At 43.0% G+C, this 14,105-nt stretch carries 14 protein-coding genes; 8 read left to right on the forward strand and 6 right to left on the reverse strand.

Going from position 1 to position 14,105, the window contains the following annotated elements; translation table 11 throughout:
• Positions 1 to 53 precede the first annotated feature (53 nt).
• On the reverse strand, positions 54 to 974 hold the full coding sequence (locus D9A03_RS12485; protein WP_120497505.1) for a LysR family transcriptional regulator: 921 nt from the start codon (positions 972 to 974) through the stop codon (positions 54 to 56).
• Positions 975 to 1,068: 94 nt separating this feature from the next.
• On the opposite strand from D9A03_RS12485, the gene D9A03_RS12490 reads away from it, so the two are divergent.
• From D9A03_RS12490 to D9A03_RS12505, 4 genes are all read left to right on the forward strand, one after another.
• Positions 1,069 to 1,848 carry a phytanoyl-CoA dioxygenase family protein gene (locus D9A03_RS12490; RefSeq protein WP_254055037.1) on the forward strand — a complete coding sequence of 260 codons (780 nt, stop codon included), beginning with the start codon at positions 1,069 to 1,071 and terminating at the stop codon, positions 1,846 to 1,848.
• Positions 1,849 to 1,999: 151 nt separating this feature from the next.
• Entirely contained in the window at positions 2,000 to 2,710 is a 711-nt protein-coding gene (locus D9A03_RS12495; protein ID WP_162938133.1) for a hypothetical protein, read from the forward strand.
• A 144-nt stretch (positions 2,711 to 2,854) separates the two neighbouring features.
• A complete protein-coding gene (locus D9A03_RS12500; protein WP_162938134.1) occupies positions 2,855 to 3,376 on the forward strand; it encodes a PAS domain-containing protein in 522 nt (173 codons plus the stop codon).
• Positions 3,377 to 3,588: 212 nt separating this feature from the next.
• Positions 3,589 to 4,122 carry a PAS domain-containing protein gene (locus tag D9A03_RS12505; RefSeq protein ID WP_162938135.1) on the forward strand — a complete coding sequence of 178 codons (534 nt, stop codon included), beginning with the start codon at positions 3,589 to 3,591 and terminating at the stop codon, positions 4,120 to 4,122.
• Positions 4,123 to 4,361: 239 nt separating this feature from the next.
• On the opposite strand, the gene D9A03_RS12510 is transcribed toward D9A03_RS12505, so the two are convergent.
• The gene (locus D9A03_RS12510) at positions 4,362 to 5,255 is read right to left on the reverse strand and encodes a dihydrodipicolinate synthase family protein (RefSeq protein ID WP_120497509.1); all 894 of its coding nucleotides are present in this window, start codon (positions 5,253 to 5,255) and stop codon (positions 4,362 to 4,364) included.
• Positions 5,256 to 5,721: 466 nt separating this feature from the next.
• Between D9A03_RS12510 and D9A03_RS12515 the strand changes: the two genes are divergently transcribed.
• From D9A03_RS12515 to D9A03_RS12525, 3 genes are all read left to right on the forward strand, one after another.
• Complete coding sequence (locus D9A03_RS12515) at positions 5,722 to 6,711, forward strand: phosphoribosylaminoimidazolesuccinocarboxamide synthase (protein ID WP_120497510.1); 990 nt, start codon at positions 5,722 to 5,724, stop codon at positions 6,709 to 6,711.
• A gap of 35 nt (positions 6,712 to 6,746) precedes the next feature.
• Positions 6,747 to 7,073: an antibiotic biosynthesis monooxygenase gene (locus tag D9A03_RS12520; RefSeq protein WP_120497511.1), complete on the forward strand. Its 327-nt coding sequence runs from the start codon at positions 6,747 to 6,749 to the stop codon at positions 7,071 to 7,073.
• Between the two features lie 237 nt (positions 7,074 to 7,310).
• Complete coding sequence (locus D9A03_RS12525) at positions 7,311 to 7,694, forward strand: rhodanese-like domain-containing protein (protein ID WP_120497512.1); 384 nt, start codon at positions 7,311 to 7,313, stop codon at positions 7,692 to 7,694.
• Between the two features lie 82 nt (positions 7,695 to 7,776).
• On the opposite strand, the gene D9A03_RS12530 is transcribed toward D9A03_RS12525, so the two are convergent.
• The 3 genes from D9A03_RS12530 to D9A03_RS12540 all read right to left on the reverse strand — a co-directional run bounded on the left by D9A03_RS12530 (position 7,777) and on the right by D9A03_RS12540 (position 12,020).
• On the reverse strand, positions 7,777 to 9,876 hold the full coding sequence (locus D9A03_RS12530; protein ID WP_120497513.1) for a methyl-accepting chemotaxis protein: 2,100 nt from the start codon (positions 9,874 to 9,876) through the stop codon (positions 7,777 to 7,779).
• Positions 9,877 to 10,522: 646 nt separating this feature from the next.
• Entirely contained in the window at positions 10,523 to 11,074 is a 552-nt protein-coding gene (locus D9A03_RS12535; protein WP_120497514.1) for a LysE family translocator, read from the reverse strand.
• A 10-nt stretch (positions 11,075 to 11,084) separates the two neighbouring features.
• On the reverse strand, positions 11,085 to 12,020 hold the full coding sequence (locus D9A03_RS12540; protein ID WP_120497515.1) for a DMT family transporter: 936 nt from the start codon (positions 12,018 to 12,020) through the stop codon (positions 11,085 to 11,087).
• A gap of 176 nt (positions 12,021 to 12,196) precedes the next feature.
• On the opposite strand from D9A03_RS12540, the gene D9A03_RS12545 reads away from it, so the two are divergent.
• Positions 12,197 to 13,582: a PLP-dependent aminotransferase family protein gene (locus D9A03_RS12545; protein WP_216825460.1), complete on the forward strand. Its 1,386-nt coding sequence runs from the start codon at positions 12,197 to 12,199 to the stop codon at positions 13,580 to 13,582.
• 26 nt (positions 13,583 to 13,608) lie between these two features.
• Here the strand turns inward: D9A03_RS12545 and D9A03_RS12550 are convergent, their stop codons facing one another.
• Positions 13,609 to 14,094 carry a GNAT family N-acetyltransferase gene (locus tag D9A03_RS12550; RefSeq protein ID WP_120497516.1) on the reverse strand — a complete coding sequence of 162 codons (486 nt, stop codon included), beginning with the start codon at positions 14,092 to 14,094 and terminating at the stop codon, positions 13,609 to 13,611.
• Positions 14,095 to 14,105: the final 11 nt, after the last annotated feature.

Genomic DNA, 14,105 nt, shown 5'->3' on the forward strand with positions numbered 1-14,105 from the left:
ACTATCCATAATGAATGAAAGGAGTACAATCAAGAGTATTGTTTTTTCGTGCGTTACATAGATTTTGTTGTGCCTAATTTGAACTCGCTTTGGCAGAAATCAATAAAGTTTAAGAGAATATCCGGGATGGTGATCGCTAGCTTATGGGCAATTACTATTTGGGTTGGCTGGATGTTTCCTTCTATATTTACGGGCACGACCAGATGACCATCATAGGTTTGGGGAGAGTGTGGACGCATTGTGAGAATTGAAAATCCCAAACCATGACCGACAGCACTACGTACTGATTCCAATGAGGTCGAGCGAAAAGCAATTTGGGGGTTAATTTTATGTGTTGCAAAAATAGTATAGAAGTATTCCCGGCTACCTGGAGCATCGAACAGTACGTATGGTTCGTCAGCAAGGTCTTGCAACCTCAATGACCTGTGCCCGGCAAGCGAATGATTTTCAGGCAAGAGAATATAGGGGGTAGGGGTGTCCAAAACTTGCCATGACAACTCAGAGGGATCCAAATCAAGGTTGTAAAGAATGGCTAGATCGAGTTGTTCATCTAATAATTTGTGAACAAGCTGCTCTTGCAAATGTTCTTCGGCATCAATCAGAATTTTTGGCATTAATTTTACATAATTCCTGGCCAGTCTTGCCATATGGAACGGAGCTATGGACTGAAAACACCCAAGTCTGATCGTGCCTTGTAAATCAGAGGCAATATTTTTGGTGCTTTTGTCGATGGTCTGAACATGTTTGAGGAGGTCATGAACTTCCAGAAGGAAGCTCCGTCCCGCGATGGTCAGGGACATACCTTTTGCATGATGCCTGTCGAAAAGCCGGAGTCCTGTGATATCTTCTAGCTTGTCAATGGCCTGTGCGATTGCTGGCTGAGAAATATTCAAGACTCGTGCTGCCTGTGCTATACCGCCTTGTTCGGCAACAACTGCGAAGTAATGACACTGTTTGATTGTATATTTAACCATATTTTTCTTTCTTTATTTTAAAATAATACAATGTTTTTCAGATTAATAAAGCGAGATAGGCTGCAGAAATAACGTAACATGAGGGAACCAGATGATGAGCTTGACAAGCATTGTTGATTTAAAAAAGCACCCGATATCAGATACGGATTTCATGCAATCTTGCCAGACCAAACTTGATCAGAACGGGGCTCTGGTTCTCGAAGGATTTTTATTGCCAGAAGTTGTTGCATTGATAAAAGCAGAAGGTGAAAAATATGAGGGACAGGCCTATTTCTGTGCGCAAAAACATACTGTTTACCTTAGTCCTCAAGACCCTGAATTTAGTAATAGCCACCCCAGAAATCGTCTGGTGGCTTCCTCTAAGGGGTGTATTACTGATGATCAAATCCCCCAAAATTCACCTTTGCAGACGCTTTATCATGACACTGATTTTAAGAAGTTTTTGTGTACTGTTTTAAAGGAAGAAGCCTTACATCAATACGCTGATCCATTATCGTCGATTAACTTGCATTATACGCGAACAGGCCAGGAACTGGGGTGGCATTTTGACAATTCATCTTTTGCAACGACCTTGATGATACAAGAACCCGAAGCTGGTGGTGCTTTTGAATATGTAAGTGATTTCCGCGACGCTGATCGCGGCGAGATGAACTTTGAAGATGTTGGAAAAGTACTCGATGGTGAAACCCCTGTTAACCGGCTTTCAATGAGTGCTGGTGCTCTTATTCTTTTTCGAGGTCGCAATGCTATTCATCGGGTTGCCCCGGTTGAAGGAGGAAGAACCCGCATGCTGGTCGTACTTGCTTATAATTCGAAACCGGGAATTGCTCTTTCAGAAGCGGCGCGTATGACTTTTTATGGACGTCTTGATTGAAATAATCAGATATCTTTGACCATTCAAATCCATTATTTCGATTAAGCTATTCTGAATAGATGACCATATGAACGAATGTCAGTATAAGTATGGCATATAAATTGCTTGATTAGTTGTACGTGTTTTCTATTCATATAAATGGATAAGGGCAATGCTGCTAAGCAGGACAAACGCCGTGATCGAGGCAAACCGTAGGGTTAATTTGGTCGAAGAGCAATTGAAGCTAACAAAAGTTCAGGCTGCAAGAGATTACAATCTGGCAAAAACTGCCTACTCGTCAAATGAGAACGCGGCAAAAAATGTTACTTCTTCCTATAGAGATATCACAACTGGTAAAAAAGATCCGGTTGTTGAAATGACCGGGGCTGTTACGCTGGCTGGTGCACAGACTTCTCAAACGCTTTTTTATGCTCAACAGATTGCGTCTAATGTGCCGAATGCAGATGTTAGCAAATACTTGACCCCGTTAGAAGGTGATCAAAGTGAACATGACAAGTCTGTTGCGGCATTCAAGGATATTATTGGGCAAACGCCGGGTGAGCGTATGCGTGCTCAAGTATTAAGATCTCTTGGCCTGACCGAAGATGATCTTAAAAACATGTCACCAGAAGATCGTAAAAAGATAGAAGAGAAAATAGCCAAGCTCATTGACGAGAATGTTAAAAATTCGGTGTCAGAAAACTTTACACCTGCAAGTGAAACTGATCTTGAAAATGGCGATAAAAATCAATTGCAGGCAAATTTGAATCTCGGTAACGAACAAGGTGACAAAACGCTTGCAGGAGAGGAAAAGCAAAATCTTTCAGTTGATGAACAACGGAGAGATGGTATACGTAAAACGATTTTACAGAATATAATTTAGGCAGCTGTTTTCTTCAAGGCTTGATCTTTTTCTTGAGATCAAGAAATACTTTCTATAGTTGAAATATGACTTTCCGTATATCTTGTATTTGCGTATATTGTCCTAAGTTCTTTCTGTTTCGTACAGTTTCAATGGGGTTTTAGGGTGGGGCAATACGCTGATTTTGATAGCTTGGCAACTCCGGTCAGAGCTATATATGAATATTGGGAAGCATTACCTAAACTTCAGGGATTGCCCTTGAAATCTTCGTTAGATCCAGTCGATATGCCTTTGGAATACCTGCCTTATGTTTTCTTGGTCCAACTGGAATATAATCCTTTTGCTGCTTTGATCCGCCTGCAGGGCACCTATATAAACCATTCTCTTGGTGAGTACTTCACAAATCAGTACATTGATGAAAGTACATTCGGCGAAAGTGCAACAACTATTCTGGCCGGTTATGAAGAAGCGGCGATCAAGCGCGTTGGCTACGTATCTCATGAAGAAGTTCATGCAATATCAGGGCAAACGATGGTCATCGAGGCTATTCACCTTCCCATGGTAGATGAAACGGGGCAGGTTAATTATTTTCTGGGTGCTTTATCGCGGGTTTCCGGTTCCACAAATCACGATCATGAATTCAGAGGACGTCGCTGGGATGTCAAAGCGGTAAACAAGATCGCCTGATCTTTCCTTGTTACTTAATTACCGATTTGCTGGCTTCAGACAGAATACTGTTGTTGCGAAGTAAACTCCTGTGATTTCTTCTTTCTTTAGATGCATATCCCGAGTTTTGTTCATTTAGTTTCTTATGGTTGAATTATAATTTATGGGTTATCATATATTTAAGAATATTGCGACACATTGAAGGTTTAACAAAGCGACTACGGATATTGATCGTGGAACCGCCCACTGATTTGACCACTGATCTGGATAGCCTGACAGCACCAGTAAAAGGGGTGTATGACTATTGGCAATCGCTACCACGGTGTAGGGGGCTGCCTCTTAAGTCAGCGCTGGCCCCTATGGAAATTCCACGAGAGTTTTTACCTCATGTTTTTCTGATGGAGCTCGAATACGATCCTTTTGCGGCTCTGGTGCGTTTGCAAGGTACCTATATTAACTATTCTCTCGGGCAGCATTTTACCGATAAGTATGTTGATGAAAGCACTTTTGGGGAAAATGCGGCAGATATTCTTGCCAGCTATGAAGAGGCAGCAATAAAACGTGTTGCCTACGTTTCTCAGGAAGAAATTCTTTCGACACCACAACAGACAATGCTTATTGAGGCAATACATCTGCCAATGGTTGATCAGGAAGGAGAGGTCAAGTTTATTTTCGGAGCTTTATCGCGTCTTTCAGGTTCAGATAATCCTGATCAGGAATTCAGGGGGCGTCAGTGGGACGTTAAAATGAGAAGTCAGGTTGTTTGAATGTTTTGTTATCTGACTCTCATAAATGATGTTTTTATCGGTTTGGAGTTTTGGTGAAAAAATTGGCAAACACAGTTAGAGAAGAGTGAATTCCAAAGCTCTGGTTAAATCTTATATGGAATTCGTTTAGCAATTTTCCCATAGGAAATAATGTCTTGATGGCAAAGGCTATATTCCATCAAAAATTTCCAGACAAGACAGCTGGCTCGTCTGGAAATTTTACCCTTGGCGACAAAAAACTAGATAGTCGGAAGCTCTGGACGGCACGCAATCGTGTCACGGATAATTTTTTCTGTTTTTTCGCGCTGTGCACCAGTTAATGGCATACGCGGCATACGACAACGATCATTAGAGCCAATTTCAATCTGTTCTGCCAGTTTGATGTTCTGAACGAGATAAGTAGAGACATCAAGGTCAAGTAGGGGACGGAACCAGCGATAAATTTCAAGTGCTTCCTGGTTACGTCCAGCTTGCATCAGACGATAGATCGCAACAGTTTCTTTCGGGAAAGCAACTACGAGGCCGGCAACCCAGCCGATGGCACCAACGCTCAGGGCTTCGTACCCAAGGTTGTCAACGCCTGTGAATATATCAAAACGATCCCCAAATTTGTTGATGATTTCAGTAGTACGGCGAATGTCATCAGAACTTTCTTTGATTGCGACAAAACGTTTTTCGTCTGCAATTTCTTCCATGATTTCTGGTGTTACATCAACACGGTAAGCAACACGATTGGAATAAATCATGATGGGAAGATCGCTTGCTTCGGCAACTTTACGCATACTAGCAACTGTTTCACGCGGATCTGTGTGATAGATCGGGCTGGGTACAAGCATAATGCCGTCTGCACCAGCTTCTTGGGAAGCTTGTGCCATTGCACAGGCATCACGTGTTGCCGCTTCATTGATTGTCATTATTACTGGTTTGTCACCAGTGGATTCTTTTGCCGTTTTTAGAACAGCAAGTTTCTCTTCTTTGGAAAGCATAGAGCCTTCACCAAGAGAACCTGCGACGATCAGACCATCACAACCTGCATCCATTTGATAATCAAAGCAGCGTTTCATTTCTGCATGGTCAAGATTATCATTCTGATCAAACTTGGTCGTGACGGCCGGGATAACGCCTTTCCACATGATTTTATTCCTGTAATGATTTCAAAGGCTTGTAAGATGGTAGTCCGTTTTATCCGAAAGAACAGCGATTCCTGTTTAACATTAGCTGGAAACTTTCAGGTATTAACTTACCGCTTGTTAAAGTACTGAAAAATTATATAACCTAAATTGTATACAATATTCAATATAAATTTTTATATTATTCTCTTGCCCGTAATAAATCTGGCAATTAGCCCAAGTGAGAGAAGTACTTAAAAGGTTATGGAGAGAGGCGCTGGAAACAGTATCCTGTGTATAAAGCCTAGTAGCGATTACGGCTATGCCCTAATAAATACAAACAGAGTAGGTTGAAAACTCTGTTTGTTAACGGGCGATACAAGATCTTGTGATTAGACAACAGGGGTGATATCTAAGCCTGATCATTTAGGGGTGACTGATGCTAGACGGGCCACTCTGTACAAGAATTATGTTGTAGGGAATCATCGAGATGGGCGATAAAAATCAGGACTTTCAGCAGGCGCTAAAAAACAGACTTACTGATGCCACATACCCTGAGCTTCCGAAGCATTACCAAGGCAAAGTTCGGGATGCGTATGATCTTCCTGATGGGCGTCGTATTATGATTGCGACAGACCGGCAGTCCGCGTTTGACCGTATTCTGGCTGCTGTGCCCCACAAAGGACAGGTTTTGAACCAGACGGCCCGCTTTTGGTTTGAGAAAACAGAGGATATTTGCCCGAACCACGTGATCAGCTTTCCAGATCCCAATGTTGTTATTGGGCGTAACCTTGAAATGTTGCCGATTGAAATGGTGGTTCGCGATTATATGACGGGATCGACCGAGACATCAATTTGGCCAATGTATCAACGAGGGGAACGCAAGCTTTACGGTCACGATTTCCCGGAAGGCCTTAAAAAGAACCAGAAACTTCCCGAGACTATTATCACACCCACAACAAAGGCTGCTCAGGGTGATCATGATGCGCCGATTACTGCGGCTCAAATTGTTGATCAAGGCGTTCTATCCAAAGATGTTTGGGAAGAACTTGCGCGATTGTCTCTGGCTCTTTTTGCACGTGGGCGTGAAGTTGCTGCGAAAAACGGGCTTGTTCTGGTTGATACAAAGTATGAGTTTGGCGTTGACCATGAAGGCCGCATTACTTTAGCTGATGAAATCCATACTCCGGATTCAAGTCGTTACTGGATTGCCGAAAGTTATCAAGAACGAATGGATAAGGGGCTTGAGCCTGAAAGTTTGGACAAGGAATTTCTGCGCTTGTGGGTTAGCCAGCGTTGTGACCCTTATAAAGAGGATATTCCCGATATACCAGATGAGACCCTGGAAATCTTCAGCGAAAAATATATCAACCTTTTTGAACGCGTGACAGGAGAAATCTTTAAGCGCGAAAGCTTTTATCAACCGTTGAGGGATCGCATTCGTGATAATCTGGCCAAGATTTTACCTGAATATTTTTAAGGTATAGACACTATTTCCGGTGAAGGGGGCTTGTCATGCCCGAGCATTCATATTGCTATATTTGGGAATTTATCGTCAAAGAAGGCGCGAATAACCATTTTGAGGATTTCTACGGTGCCGAAGGTGACTGGGTACAGCTATTCATGATGGGAGCCGGCTACATCAGAACAGAGTTGGTTCAGGATCAATCTGATCCTCAACGCTATCTGACTGTTGATTATTGGAATACTGAGGAAGATTTTCACGAATTCAAGAAAATCTTTGCTCAGGAATACAGTGCGCTTGATCAAGAGTGCGAAGGCCTGATACTTAAAGAGAGAAAGATTGGTGAGTTTACCAATCTAAAGGCTGACTTTCATTAGTTACAAATATCTGTTTCATGTTTCAGGCAGGTAATTCCATGAGCATTTCCCTTAAAGTCCGGTTGCAATGAGTTGGAATATTTTGCCCGGTGGTAAAGAATGTAAATAAGAAATAACGAAAATTTAGTTTTCTGAGTTTAAAATCTGACATAAGTTTTTCACGTAATTGTTTTTTGACCATCGTGTAAACTGGATGAATTGTTCTTGCATAGAGAGGATTAAAAGGAGAATTCGGTTATGATTAAGTCCGTAGTGGAGATTGTGGCAAAAGCCAAGGCCGAAGTGCCAACAATCAGTCCCGCCGGGTTAATGGAAGTATTGGGGCAAAGCAACGTGGTTGTTATTGATGTCAGGGATGCCCAGGAGCTGGAAGCAACAGGCGTTGTTCCCGGGGCAATTAATATTTCCCGTGGTATGTTGGAATTTAAGGCAGACCCCACAACGCCGATGCACCAAAAAGAATTGGCGCGCGAAAAAATGATTGTCCTCTATTGTGCGTCTGGTGGACGTTCAGCGCTCAGCGGAAAAGTGTTGATAGATATGGGGTATGAGAACGTTCGTAATCTTGGCGGGATTAAAGACTGGGTTGAGGCTGGCGGGGAAGTTGAACCAGCCGAATAAAACTATTTAGAAGATCTATTCAAAAAAAACAGGCTAAATTTGTATTTAGAATTTAGCCTGTTTCTCCTTTTCTTTATTTTATTTATGAGGCTCTTAGTCCTTGAATGAAATTATCAACTTCAGTTCTGAGTGTTTCGGACTGTTTTGACAGTTCACCAGCTGCCTCTAGTACTTCGTTTGAGGAAGCGCCAGTCTGTTCTGCGGCTTGTTGTACACTTGTTATATTGGACGAAACTTGTTGAGTACCTACAGCTGCTTCCTGGACATTTCTAGATATTTCCTGTGTCGCACTTGTTTGTTGGTCAATGGCCGCAGAAATTGACGTTGAGTTTGTACTGATATTTTTGATAATATCGGTAATTCCCTCAATTGATCGAACAGTGCCATCAGTTGCGCTTTGCATTTGAGTAACTTGTGCAGAAATGTCTTCTGTTGCTTTTGCAGTTTGATTTGCAAGAGATTTAACCTCACTGGCAACAACCGCAAAACCTTTTCCTGCTTCACCAGCTCTTGCCGCTTCGATTGTGGCATTTAAGGCAAGTAAGTTTGTCTGCTCTGCGATATCAGAAATCAAACTGACAACTTGCCCAATTTTTTGTGCGGCATCAGAAAGGCCTTTTACATCTTCGTTAGCCGCATCAGCGTCTTTAACTGCTTTCAGGGCAATTGTTGTTGATTCTTCTATTTGGCGATTGATTTCTCCAATAGAGGCCGAAAGTTCTTCAGTTGCTGCAGCAACAGTTTGTACATTGGAAGAGGCGTCTTCTGAAGCAGAACGAACGGTGTTCGATTGTGTGTTGGTTTCTTCGGCTGTTGAAGACATTGATTGAGCTGTGTGTTGCAACTCTGTTGCTGCAGAAGATACTGTGCCGATAATGGCCCCCACGCTGCTTTCAAACTTATCGGCCATTTCTTCGGTACGGCGTTTATTTTCTTCTTCCAGACGCTGTTCTTGCTCTTGCTTTTCTGCTTCCATTTTTTTCACCGCAATTGCGTTATCTTTAAAGATCTGAACAGCCTGAGCCATATCACCTACTTCGTCTTTCTGGCCAATGGCCGGAATCTCCGTATCAAGATCACCATCTGCAAGATTATTCATTGCAGAAGTCATTTTGATAACGGGGCCAGAGATCATACGCCCTGTGAAGAACGAAAGAATTATGCCAACAATAATCGCACTCACAGAAATAACCACGGTAATCATTACAGTGTCTTCCATGGACTTTACAGCACGTGGACCAAGTTCATCCTGGAGTGCTTTGTTTTGCAGCTTCAGATCCTCTGTCTCTTTGGCAAGTGCTGGGCCTATTACATCAAGAGTACCTGTGATAACAGCATTTCTGCCGCTTATGATTTGTATGGTATCTTTAAAAGTGGCGAGATATTGACTTGCAAGATCTTTTACTTCTTGGGCGAGCTTCCTGCGTGTTGGGTTCTGAAGCTCTTGAAGCATTCTATCAGCTGTAGTATTAAAGCTTGTCAATTCTGTAATAGAACGCTCTGCACTGGCATCTGTATTATCAACGAGATACCGGGTTGCATAAAGTCTGGCTAATAATAAATGTCTTAATGTTATTCCCGCCATATAACTGGCTGAAGCATCCCCGTCTTTATAAGCACTTTCCATGATACGTGTCAGGCTTTTTTCAGAAAGTGGCCCAATGGTATTCATTGTGTCCACGTTCTTATTTCGTTTGTTCACAAATTCTCTTACTTCCTGAAAAGAGCTTTGATAAGTAAGCATGTCTTTTTCAGCTTGCTCCATTAGCTTGATAGCTTCTGGACGATTGAACAAGCCACCTGACTTTTCTATGAGATCAACAGTTGTTTGAATGCGTTGTGAAACCTTCTCGGCGGAAGAATCTTTGTTTGTCTTTATGTAATCCTTGGCAAACAATCGTGCTGTAAGAAGATTTGCCTGAATACGCCCCATTTGGTTGGTTTGCAAGGCATATGAACGATATTCGGAAAAGTTTTTCTCGGCCTGAGAAGTGCCATAATAAGAAATGAAACCAACAACAGCGAGAAGAAATAAGGTAAGAACTGAACCCAAACCTATTTTCATTCCAACTTTCATGTTTGTAAAGATGTTGTTGCCAGTTGATGTTTCTTGCACAGGATTGATGATATTCGCTTCTGTACCTTGATTTACGTTTTGATCACTCATTCTGTCGCTGGTCATTTTTTATACCTTATTCTATCTCTGGTATTAATTTGCATACAATAGTATGACATAATTGTTAATGAATATTTAAAATAAAGGCAGATTTAGAATAGGTATAAATACTTATACATTTCATATCTGAGTATTTAAGTAAGGTAATAAGTATTGACCTATCAGGATTGATTAAATGATTCTGTAATTATAAATATTTTCTATGATTGGTATTTGTTTACCCTATGGTTGTTGGTTGATGTCTATATCTGTCTGAAATTTGAATCAGATTGTTACGAACTGGGGGGGCACAATTGATCCATGATCTAATTGAGAATGAGATATCGCATGTAAAGAAAGTTCACTGCCTTTTCTCAAATCGTGCCATGTTAAGCTCTCTAATTTAGAGGGCACGGATCACAAAAGGCGGATTGATCAAGGTACTGAATTGGGGGTGCACCCTAATATGAGTGACTATAGATGGCTATATAGCAGGATCGAGGGTAAGTTAAAGTAGTTGTTAAAAAAATGTCGGTTAGAAAATTCAGTTCGGAGGATCTGAACTTTAAAAAGTGATGTCTCTATTTTATTGTCAGTAGTTTGAAACCTGCAAAACCAAAGATCAAAGCGGCTGTACCTTCTATCCAACGTCTGAATGATTGATAGAGCGAGGTCATTTTTTTGTCGAGAAAGCCAGCGCATAGCTGACAAAGACAAGAACGCCTATCAGAGTACATTCTCCGACAATGATAAATGATAAACTGGTGGGGGCATCCGGTTTGATGCCAACGGCGATAATTGATAACCAGGCAAAAATGGATTTAGGGTTTGTCAGGTGAATACCAAGACCAAGCAGGAAGTATTGGACACCACTGTTGTTTTTACCCATTTGCATAGCTTTTGGTGTTTGTGACCCTAATGCGGATTTAAGCGATTTACAGGCGAGCCATAACAAGTACAAACCACCAACGATACGAAGTGCCGTCATCAACCATGCAAAGTTGGATAATAAGTTAGAAAGGCCAATTGCAGCCAGGATCCCCCAGGTTAATGAGCCCATGATAACACCGGAAGCCAAGAGCAAACCAGGTTTACGGCCTTCGCTCATGGATGTTGACATAATGGCCAGATTTGCAGGGCCGGGACTAATCGTTGCGACAAGATAAGCCAAATATGAAACGATGATTGTCGAGAGATAAGGAAGGATATCCTGAAAGCCAGACATTTGTTCGGCCCTATTTTGTTGCGTTGATATTTTGTTGGATGATATTTGTTTGGTTGGTTACAGAGGGGTTAGGTGGAGCATTCTTTTGCCCAAAGCGTTTTGCCCCCGCGACACAAAGAACAACGCCCAAGGTTATGACCATCATTGTCATGCTTATGGTTTCTCCAAGAAGTAGAACCGCCAGAATAAGGCTGAAAAAAGGTTGCAACAGTTGGAGCTGCCCAACAGAGGCAATGCCGCCTTCAACTAGTCCTCGATACCAGAAGATAAAACCAATCAGCATGCTAAAGAGAGAGACATAAGCCAAACCAACCCAGGCAGATGTAGTGATGTCGTTAAAGCTGGCAGGCATAGTATAGAAAGTAATGGGGATCATCACCGGGAGTGAGAAAACCAGAGCCCAAGAGATAACTTGCCATCCACCAAGTCTGCGCGAGAGCTTTGCCCCTTCGGCATAGCCCAGCCCGCAGAGCACAATTGCGGCGAACATCAGAAAGTCCCATAGGTTGAATGAACCTGCGCTTTCAATAAGGGCATATCCGGCAACCAATGCTGATCCCAGCAAGGAAAACAGCCAGAAAATTGCCTGTGGTTTTTCATTCCCGCGAAGGACGCCAAATAGTGCTGTGGCAAGTGGGAGCAAGCCAATAAAAACTGTCGAATGCGCAGCTGTGACATGCTGTAAGGCATAGGCGGTGAGTAAGGGAAAACCGATAACAACGCCAAGAGCTACGATTAACAGAGAGTGCAGATCTTTTGTTTGCGGGCGCTTTTCCTTGAACAACAAAAGAAGGGCGAGGCCGAGTAGCCCGGCAATGCTCCCCCGGGCCAATGTCAGAAAGATAGGATCAAAAGAACCAACGGCAACACGTGTTGCAGGCAGGGAAGCACTGAAAATAGTCATACCGATAAAGCCGTATATCCAGCCTTTGTTTGTATTCTTCATAAAACCGAGCTTTCTATCATCTGCGGCCCTATAATGAATTGAAGGGCCAAAGGGAATTTAGAGGGCAAAGCTATTACCCGAACCTCGGTATCTATGTAGGTTGATTAAAGAAACTCTTCCAGATACAGTTAGGTACAGTTTGATCAAACTGTACTGGTTACAAAACAGGTACAGATATGGTGTTACCAAAAGCAACGACACTGGTAGAGCAGGCGATGGATGTGATAAGGCAACGGATCACAGGGCGTACGCTTGCCCCCCGGGCCAAGTTACCTTCTATCCGACGATTTGCTGATGATATGCAGGTTTCCAAATCAACCGTTGTTGAGGCTTATGATCGTCTTTCGGCCGATGGAACGATTGTCTCGCGCCCGGGGTCCGGGTTTTATGTTGCGGGACAGTTGGCTCCTTTGTCTCTGGCAGAGATTGGTCCAAAACTGGACCGTGAAGTTGATCCTTTGTGGGTATCGCGTCAGTCGCTTGAGGCCGGGGATGATTTCCTGAAGCCGGGCTGTGGCTGGATGCCACCATCATGGATGCCAGAGGCATCTATTCGTAAGGCCCTTCGGTCATTGTCTCGGGCAAATGATACAATTTTGACTGAATATGGATCTCCTCTAGGGCTGTCAGAATTACGTCAGTTCCTTGCCAGACGGGCCGGGAGCTATGGCATTGATGCCAGTCCGGGTCAAATCGTCCTTACTGGATCTGGTACTCAGGCTATTGACCAGCTGTGCCGTTTTTTGCTGGAGCCAGGACATTGTGTGATTGTTGATGATCCCTGTTATTTTAATTTTCACGCGCTTTTAAGGGCGCATCGGGCAAAGGTTATTTCTGTTCCCTTTACTCCGAACGGGCCTGATGTCGGGGCATTTGAACGAGCTTTAATTGAGCATAAGCCTAAGCTATATATTACCAACTCGGGTTTGCATAATCCAACAGGGGCAACTTTGTCACCTGTTGTCGCGCACCGGGTTTTAAAACTTGCCGAGCAACACAATCTGACAATTATTGAAGATGATATCTTTGCGGATCTGGAACATGAACATGCGCCGCGCTATGCGGCCTTTGACGGGTTAGAGCGGGTTGTTCATATCGGCAGTTTTTCCAAAACTCTATCTGCTTCTGTGCGTTGCGGGTATATTATTGCGCGTCCGGACTGGATTGATGGTTTGGTGGATTTACGCATTGCCACGTCATTTGGAGCAGGGCATTTTTCTGCCGAGCTTGTATTGTCTGTTCTGAAAGATGGCAGTTATCGTAAACATCTGGATACTTTGAAAACAAAGCTGGCTGATACAATGGGTACAACGGCTGCCCGACTGACCAAATTAGGGATCAAACCCTGGATTGAACCTCGTGGAGGCATGTTTCTCTGGTGCGAATTGCCAGACGGAATGAATGCTGCTGATTTGGCGCAGCGTGCCTTGGCCCGTGATATTATTCTGGCGCCGGGTAGCGTTTTCAGTATCACGCAGTCCGCTGATAACTATATCCGCTTTAATGCCGCTCAATCACAAAACCCCAGAATATTTGAAGTGCTTGAAGAATTATTGAGATAAGGGGATACCTTTGTAGGGGCCGTTATCTAGATGCTTTTTTCCATTGTGATATCTGTGGCTTGGTAGCCGAGTGAGGCGTAGAGGGCGTGTGCTGTTTTGTTGAAAGCAAAGATATGCAGTCCAATTTTATTGATAGCAAGTTTTTTCACCTCTGCTTCTAATGACAGCATGGTTGCTTTTCCTAAACCTTTGCCACGTTCTGCCAGATTGATTTCAATATCATAAATGAAAGCCGTCTTTTTACCGTAGTGTTCCTTGACGGCGAACCAAAGAGCACCAACGGGCTGTTCCGAAACATTCAATATGGTGAAGATATAGTTATCCGGTGTATTTAACCCTTCAGGCAAACTGATTTCATATGATTCTTCTGCGAGCTTCAAGGCATTCTCTGGACTATAACCTGATTTTGCTTTGTCGTCGGCATATGCTTTTATGCCGTTATCGCGCCAAGCCGGATATTCAGCCTCAGTCATAGGAATCAGTAAAGCTGTACGGCCAATTTGAATGCTCACGTTCTTTGTTC

Origin of the sequence: Kiloniella sp. EL199 (assembly GCF_900313065.1) — a bacterium.
Classification (GTDB): Bacteria; Pseudomonadota; Alphaproteobacteria; order Kiloniellales; family Kiloniellaceae; genus Kiloniella.